Genomic DNA, 16,284 nt, shown 5'->3' with positions numbered 1-16,284 from the left:
ACTCACACCGCGCGGCGGGAACTCTGGTCGGCTCGATCGGCCACCTCGGTGGGCAGGGTTCTGAGGATTTCGGACACGATCGTGTCGACGTCGAGGCCCACCTCGGCGAGGATCTCTTTACGCGTCCCCTGCGGCAGGAACTCGTCGGGCACGCCGAGTTCGAGCACTCCGATCCGCGAATCAGCTTCGCGCAGGTCGGAGCGGATCTGTGAACCGACACCGCCGATCTTCACCCCGTCTTCGATGACGGCCACGAGGCTGTGGTCGGTCGCGAGGTCGATGACGGATGCGGGCACGGGCAGCACCCATCTGGGATCGATGATCGTGGACCTCAGCCCCTGCTCTGCCAGGCGGTCGGCGACGTCACCGGCCAATGAGGCGAAGGGTCCGACGGAGACGATGAGCACATCGGACTTCGACCCGGTCGGCCCTTCACGGAGGATGTCGACGCCGTCGTCGAGCCGCCTCAGCGCCGGGATGTCGGCCCCGACGCCGCCGCGTGGAAATCTCACCACGGTCGGGACGTCGCTGACGTCCGTGGCTTCGCGCAGCTCTTCGGTCAGCCGTGCGGCGTCGCGAGGTGCGGCCAGGCGCAGTCCGGGGACGACGCGCAGCATCGCGATGTCCCAGATTCCGTGGTGGCTGGCTCCGTCGGGGCCGGTGATGCCAGCGCGGTCGAGGACGAAGGTCACCCCTTGGCGATGGAGGGCGACGTCCATGAGCACTTGGTCGAAGGCGCGGGAGAGGAACGTGGAGTAGATGCACACGACGGGATGGAGCCCGCCGTAGGACAGTCCGGCAGCTGAGGCGACCGCATGCTGTTCGGCGATGCCGACGTCGAAGACCCGGTCGGGGAACTCTTCGGCGAATTTCGCCAGTCCGACGGGCAGGAGCATGGCGGCGGTGATGGCGACGATGTCCTCGCGCTCTTCGGCGAGTTCGCAGATCTCGGTGCCGAAGACGGAGGTCCATGACGTGGATTTCGAGGGTGTCGATCTCCCGGTGACGGGGTCGATGACGCCGACGGAGTGGAACTGGTCGGCTTCATCGTTGACGGCCGGGTCGTATCCGTGGCCCTTCTGCGTGATCATGTGGACGATGATGGGGCCGCCGTCGAACTGTTTGGCGAGCTGGAGGGCCTTGTCAACCGAGGGCAGATCGTGTCCGTCGACAGGTCCTAAGTATTTGATGCCGAGTTCGTCGAACATTCCGGTCTCGGGCGGGCTGACCATGTCCTTGAGTCCGCGTTTGACGCCGTGGATGGCGCTGTAGGCGGCACGGCCGGGCCGGCCGGATTGCCGGAGTGTCTCTTTGCCCCAGCTGAGCAGCCTCTCGTAGCTCGAGGTGGTGCGCAGTTCGTCGAGGTGGGCGGCGAATCCGCCGACGGTCGGGGCGTAGGAGCGGCCGTTGTCGTTGACGACGATGACCAGCCGCCTCGGCGGGGTGGAGGTGTCGGCGGCGATGGTGTTGAGCGCTTCCCAAGCCATTCCCCCGGTCAGGGCTCCGTCCCCGATGACGGCGACGACGTGGCGGTCGCGCTCACCGGTGAGCTGGCGGGCCTTGGCGATGCCGTCGGCCCAGGACAGGGAGGCCGAGGCGTGGGAGTTCTCGACGACGTCGTGCTCGCTCTCGGACCTGTTCGGGTAGCCGGAGAGGCCGTCGCGCTGTCGGAGGGTGGAGAACTCCTCGCGGCGGCCGGTGAGCAGTTTGTGCACATACGTCTGGTGGCCGACGTCGAAGATGATCGTGTCGCGCGGCGAGTCGAAGGTGCGGTGGAGGCCCATGGTCAGTTCGACGACGCCGAGGTTGGGGCCGAGATGTCCGCCCGTGCCGGACACAGTCGTGATGAGATAGTCGCGGATCTCTTTGGCCAGTACCTCGCATTCTGATGCGTCGAGGCGGCGCAGATCGGCAGGCGAGCCGAGGGATTCGAGAAAGGTCATGCGGCCTCAGTTCTGACGACATCGTTGACGGACAGATTATATTCGCCCCATCCTATCGCTCACAGATGCGTCCCTCACCCTTCGCGACATATCTCCGCGCTGCAGTACCCCTCACCCTTCCCGTCACACCGCCTCGGCGCTGGCAATTCACACCCTTGCGAACAAACCCCTCACCGTTCGTGGCACACCACCCCGTTGCAGCACGGTGTTGAGCGACTGCCGATGAGTGATGGTCGCATTCGCGCCCACCCCCACCCACGCCGAGGCGGCCGACCACCAGCGCACGGATTCCCGCGGACGCGCTCACGCTCCCTGACAATCCCGCACGACAGCGACCGTCCCTCACCCTTCGCCGCACAGCGCACCGCTGCAACGAGGCGATCTGTCACGAACGGTGACGGATGCCGAACTGCATGGAGGACGTGACACGAACGGTGAGGGATGCTCGATCAACGGCATCGTCACACGCGTCCAGATACGACGAAGGCCGGTGGGAAGAATCCCACCGGCCTTCGAAGTGTCCCGGTTCAGCGCCTCAGCCCGAACCGACTACCGCGAGTCGGAGACTCACGGCGTCTCAGCACGTCTGCGATCAGGCTTCTGCGAGCTGACGCAGAACGTACTGCAGGATGCCGCCGTTGCGGTAGTAGTCGGCTTCACCCGGGGTGTCGATGCGGACGACGGCGTCGAATTCGACCTTCGTGCCGTCTTCCTTCTCGGCGGTGACCTTGACGGTCGCAGGGGTCTTGCCCTCGTTGAGCTCCGTGACGCCTTCGATGGAGAAGGTCTCGGTGCCGTCGAGTCCGAGCGAATCAGCGGATTCGCCGGCGGGGAACTGCAGCGGCAGAACACCCATGCCGATGAGGTTCGAGCGGTGGATGCGCTCGAAGCTCTCGGTGATGACGGCTTCGACGCCGAGCAGCTTCGTGCCCTTGGCAGCCCAGTCACGCGAGGATCCCGAGCCGTACTCCTTGCCGCCGAGGACGACCAGCGGGGTGCCGGCGGCCGCGTAGTTCACAGAGGCGTCGTAGATCGTCGTCTGCGGTCCGCCCTCCTGCGAGAAGTCGCGGGTGAAGCCACCCTGGACTCCGTCGAGGAGCTGGTTCTGCAGACGGATGTTCGCGAAGGTTCCGCGGATCATGACTTCGTGGTTGCCGCGGCGCGAGCCGTAGGAGTTGAAGTCCTTGCGCTCGACGCCGTGCTCGACGAGGTACTTGCCGGCCGGGGTGTCGGCCTTGAAGGAACCTGCAGGCGAGATGTGGTCGGTGGTCACCGAGTCGCCGAGCTTCGCGAGCACGCGGGCACCCTTGATGTCCTTGACGGCTTCGGGCTTGAGACCCATGCCGTCGAAGAAGGTGGGCTTGCGCACGTAGGTCGACTCGTCGTCCCACTCGAAGACCTTGCCCTCGGGGGTGTCGAGCTGCTGCCAGCGCTCGTCACCGTCGAAGATGCGACCGTATTCGTTGTCGAACATATCGGTCGAGATCGACGAGGCAATGACGGACTCAACCTCTTCAGGCGAGGGCCACAGGTCGGCCAGGTAGACGTCGACGCCTTGCGAGTCCTTGCCCAGGGGCTGGTTCTCGAAGTCGAAGTCCATGGTGCCGGCCAGCGCGTAGGCGATGACCAGCGGAGGCGAAGCGAGGTAGTTCATCTTCACGTCCGGGCTGATGCGGCCCTCGAAGTTGCGGTTACCCGACAGGACTGCGGTGACCGAGAGGTCGTTGTCCTGGATGCTGTTCGAGATCTCCGCATCCAGCGGACCGGAGTTGCCGATGCAGGTGGTGCAGCCGTAGCCGACGATGTAGAAGTTCAGCGCTTCGAGGTCCTCGATGAGGCCGGCCTTGTTGTAGTACTCGGTGACGACCTTCGAACCCGGTGCGATCGAGGTCTTGACCCACGGCTTCGAGTTGAGTCCGCGCTTGCGGGCATTGCGTGCCAGCAGGCCCGCGGCCATCATCACCGAGGGGTTCGAGGTGTTGGTGCAGGAGGTGATCGAAGCGATCGCCACGGCACCGTTGGCCAGCTCGAAGTTGCGTCCGTCGGCGGTGCTGACGTCCACGGACTTCGACTCCTCGCCGGGAGCGGCGTAGTTGTGGATGTCCTTGGCGAACTGGCTCTTGGCGTCGGAGAGCTCGATGCGGTCCTGCGGGCGCTTCGGTCCGGAGATCGAGGGCACCACGGTGGACAGGTCGAGTTCGAGGTACTCGGAGTACTCGACTTCGTTCTCCGGATCGTGCCAGAGTCCCTGCGTCTTGGCGTAGTCCTCGACGAGCTGGATCTGCTCTTCCGAGCGGCCGGTGAGCTTGAGGTAGTCGATGGTGACTTCGTCGATCGGGAAGATCGCGGCGGTCGAACCGAACTCGGGGCTCATGTTGCCGATGGTGGCGCGGTTGGCCAGCGGCACCTCGGCGACGCCCTTGCCGTAGAACTCGACGAACTTGCCGACCGCTCCGTGCTGGCGGAGCATATCGGTGATCGTGAGGACGACGTCCGTGGCCGTCACACCGGAGGGGATCTCACCGGTGAGCTTGAAGCCGACGACGCGCGGGATGAGCATCGACACGGGCTGGCCGAGCATGGCGGCCTCTGCCTCGATGCCGCCGACGCCCCAACCGAGCACACCGAGGCCGTTGACCATCGTGGTGTGCGAGTCGGTGCCGACCAGGGTGTCCGGGTAGGCCCGGAGGACTCCGTCGACCTCGCGCGGCATGACCACGCGAGCCAGGTGCTCGATGTTGACCTGGTGGACGATGCCCATGCCCGGAGGCACGACCTTGAAGTCTTCGAATGCGGTCTGGCCCCAGCGCAGGAACTGGTAGCGCTCACCGTTGCGCTGGTATTCGATGTCCATGTTGAGTTCGACGGCATCGGCGGTGCCGAAGCGGTCGATCTGCACCGAGTGGTCGATGACCAGCTCGGCCGGAGCCAGCGGGTTGACCTGATCCGGGCTGCCACCGAGCTCGACGACCTTCTCACGCATGGTGGCGAGGTCCACGATGCAGGGCACACCGGTGAAGTCCTGCATCACCACGCGGGCCGGGGTGAACTGGATCTCCGTATCGGGTTCGGCATTGGGGTCCCAGCTGCCGAGGGCTTCAATATGTTCCGAAGTGATGTTTGCGCCGTCTTCCGTGCGCAGCAGGTTCTCCAACAGCACCTTGAGGCTGAAGGGAAGCTTCTCCGACCCTTTGACCTGATCCAGGCGATAGATCTCATAATCCTTATCGCCCACGGTCAGGGTGCTCTTCGATTTGAACGTATCGACGTTGCTCATCGTGATTCTCCTGTTTCATCCGACACTCATCCAAGAAACCGGGCCCGCCCGACTCGGCGGTCGGACCCTTGCATCACGCACCGATTTACGCGACACATATGTTTCCAAAAGTATCTTGACGTCAAGATAAATTCTATCGCATTTGAGGGGCTTTGACCACCATGGCACACGGAGGTGCGAAACCCTGCGATCGGGTTTTCCGCAGGCCCTCGTGCGGTCATCACCAGGGCCACGGCCGGGCCTCACGGCCTAGCGTGGACAGCACACTCAAAGCAGCAGCGCACTCGCCTGCCATCCCCGAGGAGATCCCATGGACCCGTTCACCCTAGGCGCCGGATTCGGCTTCGGCGCACTGCTCGTCGGCATTATCTTCGCCGTCGTCTGCAGCTCATTCGCAAAGGAGAAGGGCCGGTCGGGCGGCTGGTGGGGACTGTGGGGCTTCCTCACGACGTTCATCGCCCTCATCGCCCTCGCCCTCCTCCCCCCGCCGCTCGGTCGCCGCCTGAGGACACCGCCTCAAGTCGCCGCCTGAGGCCGCAGATCGGTCACCGCCTGAGGACTGTCACGGTCTCCAGGTGCGAGGTCAGCGGGAAGAGGTCGAAGCCGGTGAGGCTCTCGATCGCGAATCCCCCGCCCGTGAGCGCCGCGAGGTCACGAGCCAGCGTGGCCGGGTCACAGGACACGTAGACCAGGGTGCGCGCCGCTGATTCGATGATCGCCGAGGTGGCTTTCCTCCCGGCGCCCGCCCGTGGCGGGTCGAGGATGATGACGTCCGAATCGGGCAGTCGGGCCCGATCGACGCTGAGAGCGAGGAACCGGGCCTCGAGATCGGCGGCATTGTCACGAGCGTGAGCAATGGCTGCCTCCACTTCTTCGACCCCGAACAGAGGCGCTCCGGTGGCCCGGGCGGCAGTGATGCCGAGGAGCCCGACCCCGCAGTAGAGGTCCGTGATCGCCTCGGCATCTCCAGGCAGTGCTGTGACGACCTCCGAGCTGAGCAGTGCGGCCGCATCCCGGTGGACCTGCCAGAAGCCGTCGGCGCCGACGGTGAAGTCACGGCCGTCGACCGTTTCGGTCAGGGTGCGGTCTCCGCGGACCACGCGCAGGGTGGGAGCGGGCGCATGAGCGCGACCGCGCCCGCGGGAACGACCACCGCGGCCACGACCATGACGCTGCTCCGGTCCGGCCGCCTCGGCGAGGAGGGAGAACGACGCCGGCAGCCAGGACTCGATCTCATCGAGAACCTGCGCGCTGGGCCGACCACGGACGATGAGCGCACCATGGTCGCCGGCCCACGCGAATTCGAGTCGGCGGACTCCCGGCACATGCAGTGTCGTCATGTCGAGGTCGCGCACGGGCCCGGCGGCCAGAGGGGGCGTAGTCACGGGGATGACCTCGTGTGATCTGGGGGCGAGCATTCCGGCGCGGCCCTCATCGTCGACGGCCAGCTGCACGCGCGTGCGCCAGTCCGTGCCGTCCGTCTCGCCCGGCGCGGGCAGCACCTCGGCCGCGCAGTCGAGATGTCCGATGCGCTGCAGCTGGTCGCCCAGCACCTCGGCCTTGAGCGTGCGGGAGTGGGCGAGGTCGACGTGGGCGAATTCCATTCCGCCGAACCCAGCCGAACCGGTGGATACATAGTCGAGGCGACGATCGGGGACGCGGTGAGCCGAGGCCTCGATCACCTCGGTGACGGCGGCACGCAGGAACCGGGCGGGCGGTCCTGCCTCGGTGCGGACTCGGACCTTCTCACCGGGCAGGGCCCCGGAGACGAAGACGACCTGACCGTCGTGTCGGGCGATGGAGGTGCCGCCGGCCGCCGGTGCCTCGATGTCGAGGGTGAGTTCCTGGGCGGGGACCGAAGTGTCGCTCATGGGTGTTCTAGGCCTGTCTGTACAGCGAGGTGTCGGAATCGGGTCCGTCTCCGCCGTACTGTCGCGAGAAGGATTTCAGTCGCCAGGGCACGGAGACCACGACGACATTGGGCACCAGCAGCAGTCGGGTGCGCAGTTTGAGTGCCACCTGGTTGTGCAGGATGTGCTCCCACCAGCGACCGACGACGAACTGCGGAATGTAGACGATGACGAGGTCCCGGGGCGACCTGCGGCGGATGGCGAGGATATGGGCGAGCATCGGGCGGACGAGTTCGCGGTACGGCGAGCCGAGCACGGTCAGAGGCACCGGCAGCTCCATCTCGTTCCACCGTTTCTGCAGAGCGGCCGCAGCCTCTTCGTCCACGGCCACGGTGACGGCTTCGAGCTGACTCGATCGGGTCACCCGGGCGTAGGAGAGGGCACGCATCGTCGGTTTGTCGATTTCGCTGACGACGACGATGGCGTGGGTGTTCGACGGGATCGTCCGTGAGTTCACGTCCGCGTCGGGGGCGAGCTCGCGGGCCACGCGCGAATAGTGGCGGTGGATGGCGCCCATGACGAGGTAGAGACCGGCCATGGCTGCGACGGCCAGCCAGGCGCCGGCGAGGAACTTCGAGACGATGACGACGATGAGGACGCCGGCGGCGAGCACGCAGCCGACGGCGTTGACGACCCGATTGAAGTGCATCCGCATCCGGGCCTTCGAATCGATGACCAGACGCAGTCGTTTGCGCCAATGCAGGACCATTCCCGCTTGGCCGAGGACGAAGCTGGCGAAGACCCCGACGAGGTAGAGCTGGATGAGCACCGTCGCCGAGGCGGATGTGGCGATGACGAGGACGATCGCCGCCGCGGCCAGCAGCAGGATGCCGTTGGAGAAGGTGAGTCGGTCGCCCTTCGTCGCCAGCTGCCGCGGCAGGAATTCGTCGCGGGCCAGCCGTGAGGCCAGTCCGGGGAAGCCTTCGACCGCGGTGTTCGCAGCGGCGATGAGCACGAGCGCGGTGATGAGGACGACGATGAAGAACATCGCAGGCGCATTGTCGAAGATCGCGTGCGCCAGCTGCGCGAGTACGGGTTCCTGTTCGTATTCGGCGCTGACCGGGCTGCCGTCGCCGCGGACGAGATAGAGATGCGGGTCGTCGACGTATTTGATTCCGGTGACCGACGCCAGATAGGTCAGCCCCGTGAGCATGAGGGCGGCGAGCAGGCCTGAGAGCAGCAGGGTGTTGCCGGCGTTCTTGCCGCGCGGCTTCTTGAACGCCGGAACCGCCGTGGCCACGGTCTGCACACCGGCCAGTGCGACGGCTCCGGAGGAGAACGCGCGCAGGACGATGAGCACGGTGGCCAGGCCGAGCGTCGCCTGATCGCCGATGTTGCTGTGCACGACCGTGTAGTCGGCGGTCTGGGCGTGCGGGGTGTCACCGAGCCCGACGCGGATGAGACCGACCGACATCGTGAGGAACACGGCACCGAGGAACAGGTAGGTCGGCACGGCCAGCAGCATCGGAGTGGCCCGGGAACCGCGCAGACCGGCGAAGCAGATGAGCAGGATGCCGACGATGGCCACGGGCACACGGTAGGGCGCGAGTGCCGGGAACGCCGTCGTGATGTAGGCGGCGAAGACCGTCATCGACACGGCCAGGGTGAGCACATAGTCGACGAGGAGGGCCGCAGCCACGATGAGCCCGGCACCGGAGCCGAGGTTCTTCGAGGCCACCTCGTAGTCACCGCCGCCGGAGGGGTACGCCTTGACGTTGATGCGGTAGCAGGCGACGATCACGAGGATGACGATGCCGACGGCCACGCCGATCCAGGGGGCGACGGTCAGGGCCACAAGTGAGGTCAGTGACAGTGCCAGCAGGATCTCATCGGGGGCGTAGGCCACCGAGGAGAGCATGTCGGAGGCGAAGACGGGCATCGCGATGCGCTTCTTCAGCGCAGGCGCACGCCTGTCCTCACTGCGGAAGGGCCGTCCAACGAGTAGTCTTTTGACGGCATCAGAAAAACTGCTGGCCACGGCAACCAATGGTAGATCACTGCGGGAAGGATTACCCATGCACTTCGTGATTATGGGCTGCGGTCGAGTCGGGGCCTCCCTGGCCAAAGCCCTTGATGCGAATGGGCACTCCGTCGCCGTCGTCGACCGGGACCCCGACGCATTCCTCAAGCTCGGTCGGGATTTCAGCGGTTCGACGATCACCGGGGTCGGTTTCGACCGCGAGACCCTGTCCCAGGCGAAGACCGCCGAGGCCTTCGCCTTCGCCGCCGTCTCCAGCGGTGACAATTCGAATATCCTCGCCGCGCGTGTCGCTCGTGAGACCTTCGGGGTGAGCAATGTCGCCGCACGCATCTACGATCCCGACCGTGCGCAGGTCTTCGAACGTCTCGGCATCCCCACCGTGCCCACCGTGCGGTGGACGGCCGAGCAGGTGATGCGCAAGCTCGTCCCGCAGGGGTCGATCACCGAATACCGTGAGCCCTCCGGCAACCTCGTCCTGGCGGAGGTGCATCTGGATCCTGGCTGGGTGGCCCGTCCGATCAAGGAGATCGAAACACGAACCAAGGCTCGGGTCGCCTATGTCACCCGCCTGTCCGAGGGCATCGTCGCCCACGACGATCTGCTCCTCCAGGACGGGGACCTCGTCCACCTCATGGCTCCGGTCGACCGCCTCGGCGAGATCGAACGGATCCTCGATCAGCCCGTGCGAACCGTGGAGGAAGAAGAATGAGGGTCATCATCGCCGGAGCCGGTTCCGTCGGACGTTCGGTGGCCAGGGAGCTGCTGGACAAGGACCATTCGGTCCTGCTCATCGACCAGAGCAAGGAAGCGCTGGGACATGAGCGCATTCCGGGCGCGGAATGGCTGCTCTCCGATGCGTGTGAGCTCGCCGGTCTCGCCGAAGCAGGGTTGGAGGAGGCCGATGTCGTCGTGGCCGCGACGGGAGATGACAAGACCAATCTGGTGCTCTCCCTGTTGGCGAAGACCGAGTTCGGGGTGCCGCGGACCGTCTCGCGCGTGAACAATCCGAAGAACGAATGGCTCTTCGACGACAATTGGGGCGTCGATGTCGCCGTCTCCACTCCGCGTCTGATGACCGCGCTCGTCGAGGAGGCCGTCGAGGTCGGCGGTCTGGTCCACCTCATGAGCTTCGAACGCGGGCAGGCGGGACTGCTCGAGTTCACCGTGCACGAGAACGCCGAGCTCGTGGCCGAGCGCGTCGGTGGGATCACTTTCCCGCTCGACACGGTGCTGGTGGCGATCATCCGCAATTCGCGGGCGTTCGCTCCGAGCGCTGATGATGTCATCGAGGCCGGGGACGAGCTGTTCTTCCTCTCCTCCCCCGATCAGGAACCCGCGCTGCTCGCGCTGCTGCAGGAGACCGCGAGGACAGGCGAGAACGGCGAGAGCTGAGAGCTGGTCGTCTGCGACCGAGATCGACAGCTCCGCGGCCGGCGGCTGCCCACCCCCTTGCGCCGGTCAGTCGTCGGAGTCGTCGCGCGTCTGCAGGAGTTCGTAGACGGGGTTGTGTGCTGTGAGCACCCCGTCCTTGCCGCAGAACCGTCCTTCCAAGACGATAAGGGATCCGGGACGGACGCCGCTGATCTCTCGGCGTCCGAGGAATTGGGCACGGGCTTCGCCGGTGCCGTCGGCGACGGTGATGTCGAGCCTGGGGCTGTCCGCGCTGCACGACTGAGTGGTCGCTGAGACGACTCCGGCGATGCGTGAGGTCTTTCGCGCCTCTAGCTCTTCGACCGGAATGACCCCGGGGATCTGGCTGACCAGTCGCAGGTCGGCCCGGGCCTCGGCCTCACGGGATCCGAAGTCGCGCACGAGGCGAGGGATGAGGTTCCGCATCAGCGCTCAGCGGACCTCTGTGATCTCGGGGCCGCGTTCGAAGGGGTTGAGCTCGTCCTCGTCCTTCTTCTCCTCTGCCTCGTCCTGGTCGACCTGCGGTGCGGTCAGTGCGATGAGCTCGCGGGGAGCCATCGCTTCCTCACCGCGGTCGACGACGACTCCGCGGAAGAGCGCGGAGAGTTCGGCTCGCACTTCGTCATCGGTCACGGCCTTGCCGGAGAACACTGCGCGGACGAACCAGCGAGGTCCGTCGATGCCGGCGAAGCGCATGGCGCGTTTGCCGGGGCGGCCGGATTCCGTCTTCGCCGGAACCTCGATGGCCAGTTCCTTGCCGAGAGAAGTGTGCAGCTCGGTCGATTCCCCACCCTGTTTGGTCACGGATTCGGCGAGCTGACCGCGCACCGTGTTCCACAGGCCCTCGGAGCGTGGTGTCGCGAACGCCTGCAGCTGGATGCCTCCACCATCGTGGATGAGGGTGACGGCCAGCACGCGCTGCGAATCGTCGTCCGTGTCCAGGCGCACCTGCATGCCGTCGACGACGGGCACCTTGAGCGCACCGAGGTCGAGACGGTCATGCTCCGGATACTCTTCCGAGATGTCGAAGGGGCCCTTCTCGGACCGGTCGAAGGGTGCGGACTTCTCCAGCAGCGCTTCTTCCTCGTCGATGTCGTCATCGGTCTCGGCCGCCTCTGCGGACTCGGCCTCGTCAGCATCGGCGTCGTCGTCTGCACGATCGGCCGCCTCGGTGTCGGTGTCCTGAGCGTCGACCTCATCGTCGTCGGTGAGTTCGTCGTCGGCGCGGACGTCGTCATCGGTCGTCGGTGTGGATTTCTTGAACCGGGAGAACAGTCCCATGAGTCCTCACTTCTCCTTTTCGCTGAGGCCGGCGTCGATTCCGCCGGTGGATCCGAATCCCCCGGCGCCGCGGGCGCTGTCTTCGAGGGATTCGACGATGTCGAAGTCGGCGTGGGCGATCTTCTGGATCACGAGTTGGGCGATGCGGTCGCCGCGCACGACGCGCAGAGGGGTCTTCGCGTCGAGGTTGATCAGCGGCACCTTGATCTCGCCGCGGTAGCCGGCGTCGATGGTGCCCGGCGCATTGACGACCGTGACTCCGTGCTTGCTCGACAGACCCGAACGCGGATGCACGAAGGCCGCATAGCCCTCTGGCAGGGCGATCGCGATTCCGGTCGGAACGACACGGCGCTCGAACGGTTCGAGCACGAAGTCGATCGCCGAATGCAGGTCTGCACCGGCGTCGCTCGCGTGCGCGTAGCCGGGCGCGCTCATGCCCGCGTCGAGGAGCTGGAGGTTGATCTTCACGGTTTCCGTCACAAAGATGCACTCTAACGCTCCAGCCTGAGCGTGGCCAAACTTCTCGCTATGGGACAATGGCCGCATGGCAACAACTCAATCCGGAACCCATGTGGTCTATCAGGAGAAGGTCCGCCCCTCGGTCGGCATGTGGATCCTCGTCGTGGTGGCCGCTCTGTCCACGGCGCTCATGGTCATGCCCGTCTGGCAGCTCGGCACCATCATCCTTCCCGTCGTCAGCTTCGTCCTCTTCGCCTGGTGGCTGAATTCGCTGACGCTGACGATCATCGTCACCGAACGGCAGCTGTTCGTCGGCGAAGCTCATATCGATCGCACGTTCGTTCCGGGTGCGGTCGCCTTCGACGGCGAGGAAGCCCGGCAGGCCCGCGGAGTCGATCTCGACGCCCGCGCATTCCTCAAGATCCGCCCGTGGGCGAAATCCGTCGTCCGCATCGATCTCGACGATGCCTCGGACCCCACCCCCTACTGGCTCGTCTCGAGCCGTCACCCCCACAAACTAGCCGCCGTCAGGTAGTAAGGGGAGAAAAACGGACCGCGACCCTTTCGAGGGCGCGGTCCGTCTTCGGGATTTCGCGAAGAGAGGCGATTCAGCCTGCACAGTCCGTGCAGATGGGGACACCGCCTTCTTCGGTCGCAAGCTGCGAACGATGGCGGACCAAGAAGCACTCCATGCAGGTGAACTCATCGTTCTGCTTCGGCAGAACCCGAACGGAGAGCTCTTCGTTCGACAGGTCCGCACCGGGAAGTTCGAAGCCTTCGGCTACTGCAGTCTCGTCTTCGTCGATCTTGCTCGCCTGATCCTGGGAACGCTGGGCCTTGAGCTGCTCGATCGAATCGCTTTTGATCTCATCGTCTTGCTTGCGAGGTGCGTCGTAGTCTGTTGCCATATGGCCTCATCGCTCTCTGTCCGGAGGGGGTGCCGAAGAGGAGCATCTTCTCCTCTTCCGAGATGTGTCCCCAGCATTGTGCACTGTATGCTTGCCGTTGGCAAGATGGAATGAGCACCTGATGCGGTGATTCTCGTCACCAGCTTGTCCGCATGGACAGAGCACACATAGAGTTCACGAAATGCTCTGCAAGAATGCTTGTGATGGACAGCACCGACAGCACGCTCTGTCGGTCGAATACCGGGCTCGTCCCCTGTGGAGGCGGCCCGAGGAAGGACGGATCCACAATGAGTGAATTCGCTGATCAGCTCGACACCCGAATCGATGATGTCCGTCATCGCATTCACGAGGCCCGTTCCGCCGGTGACGACTTCCTCGTCGAGAATCTCATCGACGACTTGCAGAACCTGATGGAATTGGCCGGACGCAACGATGTCGACACCGGTCCCATCGCCGAGGTGATCCAGGCCGAGACGGGGGCCCTGCCGGTCATCCCAAGCCCCGAGGATCACTGAGAGAGAACACAGAGAAGAACCCTCCCCCACCGCTTCGGTGAGGGAGGGTTCGTTCGTTTCCGGGGATCAGTTCGCCATCGCCCAGTTCGGGTGGGTTGCGCGTTCGATGCGGCCGCGGCAGCAGTCGATGCTGCAGGCTCCGCTGCCGGGCACCAGAGCCTTCGTCCCGGGCAGAGCCGGTGCGTCGACGTCTTCTCCGCGCAGCTGAGACACGCGCTCCTCGACGAGGTCGACGAGTCCCCTGACGAAGGCGTCATGGGTGCCGACGGTGTCGACCCGGGTGAAGTCGAGACCGAGTTCTGCAGCGGTCTCCTTCGCTTCGGTGTCGAGGTCGAAAGCAACCTCCATATGGTCGGAGATGAAGCCGATGGGCACGAGCACGACACCGGTCACCCCCTCCTCGGCGAGTTCGGTCATCCGGTCGTTGACATCGGGTTCGAGCCAGGGCACCTCAGGTGAGCCGGAACGTGAGCAGTAGACGAGTTCGGACGGAACTCGATCGGCCTCATCGATGCGCCCCATGAGGTGGTCGATGAGCTCTTCGTGCTGGGCCCGGTATCCGTTGGTGGTCGCCTCTGAGGCGTCCTGCATGACGTTCGGGATCGAGTGGGTGACGAAGAGGATCCGATGCTTGGCCGAATCGATCTGCCCGACCTTCGACCGGAAATCGGCGAGGCCGTCGCCCAGGCAGTCGGCGCAGGCGTCGGCGTAGCCGGGGTGGTTGTAGAACTGACGGATCTTGTCGATCGAGACGGTGAGACCCTCGTCCTTGAGAGTGTCGATCGTCTTCGCGAAGTCCTCACGGTACTGCCGGCACGACGAGTAGGAGGAGTACGCGGAGGTGTCGATCGAGAGGAACTGCGTGGCGCCCTCCTGTGCCAGCTTGCGCACCTCATCGGTGAGATAGGGATCCCAGTTGCGGTTGCCCCAGATCAGCGGGGTCTCGATTCCGCGGCGATCAAGTTCGCCGCGCAGCGCGGCCAACAGCGCCTTGTTCTGATCGTTGATCGGCGACTTGCCTCCGAAACCGAAATAGTGCTCCCCCACCTCCTCGAGCCGTTCCTCGGGAATCCCGCGGCCGGCGGTGACGTTGCGCAGGAATGGAACCACTTCTTCTGGGGCCTCCGGTCCTCCGAATGACATGAGGATCAGGGCGTCGATGGGTGCAGTCGTATTCACGTACCCGATTTTACAGACTGCAGAACCACCCGGCCCGCTGTCCGCACAGTGAGCCGCGACCACTCACGGTGCAGACGCCTGGCGGAGGGTCTGTCGCCCTCCCTCGCCGGTGTCGTGGCGACGCCGTCCGAGCCGACGCACGGGTTCCCTTCCCGCACATTCGTGGCCGGTCTCACAGATTCGCACCCCTGACGGTCGATCCGCCCCGTGATTTCGCGACTCGCGCGGAAATCTGCCCGGCACGACGCGCCGAACGTGACACGATCTTTAAGAGACGCGACAAAGGAGCTTAAGGCAATGCGTGAACTGATCTTGAACGGAGTCAACGCAGACGGCACCCATCTGCTGTTGAACGACGAGAACGGGCTTCAGTACCGAGTCGTCCTCGATGAGGCTCTCTTCGCCGCGGTCCGCAGGGACCGCTCCCAGCCCAAGTCCGAGACTCCCGTGCGCCCGAAAGAGATCCAGGCCATGATCCGCGGCGGCATGGACGCCGAGGAGGTCGTGGCCGCCACCGGTGCCGACATCGAATATGTGCGCACCTATGAAGGTCCCGCGATGGCCGAACGCGAACGCACCGCCTACCTCGCCAGCCGTCATCCCATCTATTCCGATCATGATCCCAACGGTGAACCGACTCCGCTCATCGAGCTGTGTCAGGAACGTCTGGCGATGCGCGACGTCGATATCGAGACGATGGAGTGGGATTCCTGGAAGCAGCAGGACGGCAACTGGTACATCCAACTCAGCTTCACTGCCGCCGATCGCGTCCGTACCGCCAGCTGGCATTACTACCGCCGTTCGCTGACCCCGATCGACGATGAGGCGAAGTGGCTCGCCGATTCCGGTCCCACCGACACGGGCCCGATCCCGAACTACGGCAGCGGTGCCGAACGACAGAGGAACACCGAGGAGGTCGATGTCCTCCCGGCGACCGATCAGTCGTCTGCGGCGATCGCCGCAGACGGACCGGTCCGTCCCACCGCCGGTTCGGCTCCGTCGCAGCAGGCCCGCGATCATCAGGCCGAGACCGGCCGGATTCTGGAGAACCTGCGCAAGCGCCGCCACGCCGAGGAGGAGCCGCGGACCCGTCTGCGTGCAGTCACTGAGGATCCCGAGACTCACCCGCAGGGAGCGCACACCGCTCCGGGCCAGCCCGAAGCCGCCACCGATGACGAAGTCTTCGCCTTCGAAGATGCGGCTCAATCTCCCGAGGAGCCGCAGGAGCCGACCGAGAAGGTCGGTGTCTTCGACGACGAGAATCAGCTCTCCCTGCTCAATGAGCCCGGAGTGAGCGATCACGACGACCAGTTCAAGGACTCCGCCTCGGCGAAGGATCCGAAGCCGAAGTCGAAGAAGAACTCACGTGCCTCGATCCCGAGCTGGGACGAGATCATGTTCGGGTCGAAGCGGGACTGACC

The 16,284-nt window shown here is 65.1% G+C and carries 15 protein-coding genes; 6 read left to right on the top strand and 9 right to left on the bottom strand.

Translation table 11 applies throughout. The features are described 5' to 3' along the window. Nucleotides 1-2: 2 nt before the first annotated feature. Together dxs and acnA are read right to left on the bottom strand one after the other, a co-directional pair. On the bottom strand, nucleotides 3-1,943 hold the full coding sequence (gene dxs / locus ACSBQT_RS15070) for a 1-deoxy-D-xylulose-5-phosphate synthase (protein ID WP_435001990.1): 1,941 nt from the start codon (nucleotides 1,941-1,943) through the stop codon (nucleotides 3-5). A 592-nt stretch (nucleotides 1,944-2,535) separates the two neighbouring features. Next, nucleotides 2,536-5,220: an aconitate hydratase AcnA gene (gene acnA / locus ACSBQT_RS15065; RefSeq protein ID WP_410711512.1), complete on the bottom strand. Its 2,685-nt coding sequence runs from the start codon at nucleotides 5,218-5,220 to the stop codon at nucleotides 2,536-2,538. A 310-nt stretch (nucleotides 5,221-5,530) separates the two neighbouring features. On the opposite strand from acnA, the gene ACSBQT_RS15060 reads away from it, so the two are divergent. Then, nucleotides 5,531-5,752: a hypothetical protein gene (locus ACSBQT_RS15060; RefSeq protein ID WP_435001989.1), complete on the top strand. Its 222-nt coding sequence runs from the start codon at nucleotides 5,531-5,533 to the stop codon at nucleotides 5,750-5,752. 13 nt (nucleotides 5,753-5,765) lie between these two features. On the opposite strand, the gene ACSBQT_RS15055 is transcribed toward ACSBQT_RS15060, so the two are convergent. Together ACSBQT_RS15055 and ACSBQT_RS15050 are read right to left on the bottom strand one after the other, a co-directional pair. Further along, nucleotides 5,766-7,091, bottom strand: a complete 1,326-nt coding sequence (locus ACSBQT_RS15055) for a class I SAM-dependent RNA methyltransferase (protein WP_435001988.1) — start codon at nucleotides 7,089-7,091, stop codon at nucleotides 5,766-5,768. A gap of 7 nt (nucleotides 7,092-7,098) precedes the next feature. Then, nucleotides 7,099-9,009, bottom strand: coding sequence for an APC family permease (locus ACSBQT_RS15050; RefSeq protein WP_410711515.1), 1,911 nt, complete (start codon nucleotides 9,007-9,009; stop codon nucleotides 7,099-7,101). Between the two features lie 136 nt (nucleotides 9,010-9,145). Between ACSBQT_RS15050 and ACSBQT_RS15045 the strand changes: the two genes are divergently transcribed. Then, nucleotides 9,146-9,820 carry a potassium channel family protein gene (locus ACSBQT_RS15045; protein WP_101546977.1) on the top strand — a complete coding sequence of 225 codons (675 nt, stop codon included), beginning with the start codon at nucleotides 9,146-9,148 and terminating at the stop codon, nucleotides 9,818-9,820. Beyond that, a complete protein-coding gene (locus ACSBQT_RS15040) occupies nucleotides 9,817-10,503 on the top strand; it encodes a potassium channel family protein (RefSeq protein WP_410711516.1) in 687 nt (228 codons plus the stop codon). The genes ACSBQT_RS15045 and ACSBQT_RS15040 overlap by 4 nt, the downstream gene beginning before the upstream one ends. Nucleotides 10,504-10,569: 66 nt before the next feature. Here ACSBQT_RS15040 and ACSBQT_RS15035 read toward each other — a convergent pair whose 3' ends face one another. Genes ACSBQT_RS15035 through dut form a run of 3 tightly spaced genes read right to left on the bottom strand, consistent with a single transcriptional unit; the run spans nucleotide 10,570 to nucleotide 12,282 of the window. Continuing rightward, on the bottom strand, nucleotides 10,570-10,947 hold the full coding sequence (locus ACSBQT_RS15035) for a DNA-binding protein (RefSeq protein ID WP_410711517.1): 378 nt from the start codon (nucleotides 10,945-10,947) through the stop codon (nucleotides 10,570-10,572). 6 nt (nucleotides 10,948-10,953) lie between these two features. Then, complete coding sequence (locus ACSBQT_RS15030) at nucleotides 10,954-11,802, bottom strand: DUF3710 domain-containing protein (protein WP_410711518.1); 849 nt, start codon at nucleotides 11,800-11,802, stop codon at nucleotides 10,954-10,956. Nucleotides 11,803-11,808: 6 nt separating this feature from the next. Continuing rightward, complete coding sequence (gene dut, locus ACSBQT_RS15025) at nucleotides 11,809-12,282, bottom strand: dUTP diphosphatase (protein WP_264798861.1); 474 nt, start codon at nucleotides 12,280-12,282, stop codon at nucleotides 11,809-11,811. A 64-nt stretch (nucleotides 12,283-12,346) separates the two neighbouring features. On the opposite strand from dut, the gene ACSBQT_RS15020 reads away from it, so the two are divergent. Then, nucleotides 12,347-12,796, top strand: coding sequence for a DUF3093 domain-containing protein (locus tag ACSBQT_RS15020; RefSeq protein WP_435001987.1), 450 nt, complete (start codon nucleotides 12,347-12,349; stop codon nucleotides 12,794-12,796). A gap of 73 nt (nucleotides 12,797-12,869) precedes the next feature. Here the strand turns inward: ACSBQT_RS15020 and ACSBQT_RS15015 are convergent, their stop codons facing one another. Then, a complete protein-coding gene (locus tag ACSBQT_RS15015) occupies nucleotides 12,870-13,169 on the bottom strand; it encodes a DUF4193 domain-containing protein (protein ID WP_101546971.1) in 300 nt (99 codons plus the stop codon). A 287-nt stretch (nucleotides 13,170-13,456) separates the two neighbouring features. Here ACSBQT_RS15015 and ACSBQT_RS15010 point away from each other — a divergent pair, with 287 nt between their 5' ends. Beyond that, a complete protein-coding gene (locus ACSBQT_RS15010) occupies nucleotides 13,457-13,684 on the top strand; it encodes a hypothetical protein (protein ID WP_173152927.1) in 228 nt (75 codons plus the stop codon). Nucleotides 13,685-13,750: 66 nt separating this feature from the next. Here the strand turns inward: ACSBQT_RS15010 and ACSBQT_RS15005 are convergent, their stop codons facing one another. After that, complete coding sequence (locus ACSBQT_RS15005; protein ID WP_410711521.1) at nucleotides 13,751-14,863, bottom strand: ferrochelatase; 1,113 nt, start codon at nucleotides 14,861-14,863, stop codon at nucleotides 13,751-13,753. 297 nt (nucleotides 14,864-15,160) lie between these two features. On the opposite strand from ACSBQT_RS15005, the gene sepH reads away from it, so the two are divergent. Beyond that, nucleotides 15,161-16,282, top strand: coding sequence for a septation protein SepH (sepH, locus tag ACSBQT_RS15000; protein ID WP_410711522.1), 1,122 nt, complete (start codon nucleotides 15,161-15,163; stop codon nucleotides 16,280-16,282). The last annotated feature ends 2 nt before the right edge of the window (nucleotides 16,283-16,284 follow it).

This window comes from Brevibacterium sp. H602, from assembly GCF_051172395.1.
Taxonomy (GTDB): Bacteria; Actinomycetota; Actinomycetes; order Actinomycetales; family Brevibacteriaceae; genus Brevibacterium.
The sequence above is the reverse complement of the archived record's forward strand: the minus strand, read 5'-3'. Positions and strand labels throughout refer to the sequence as shown.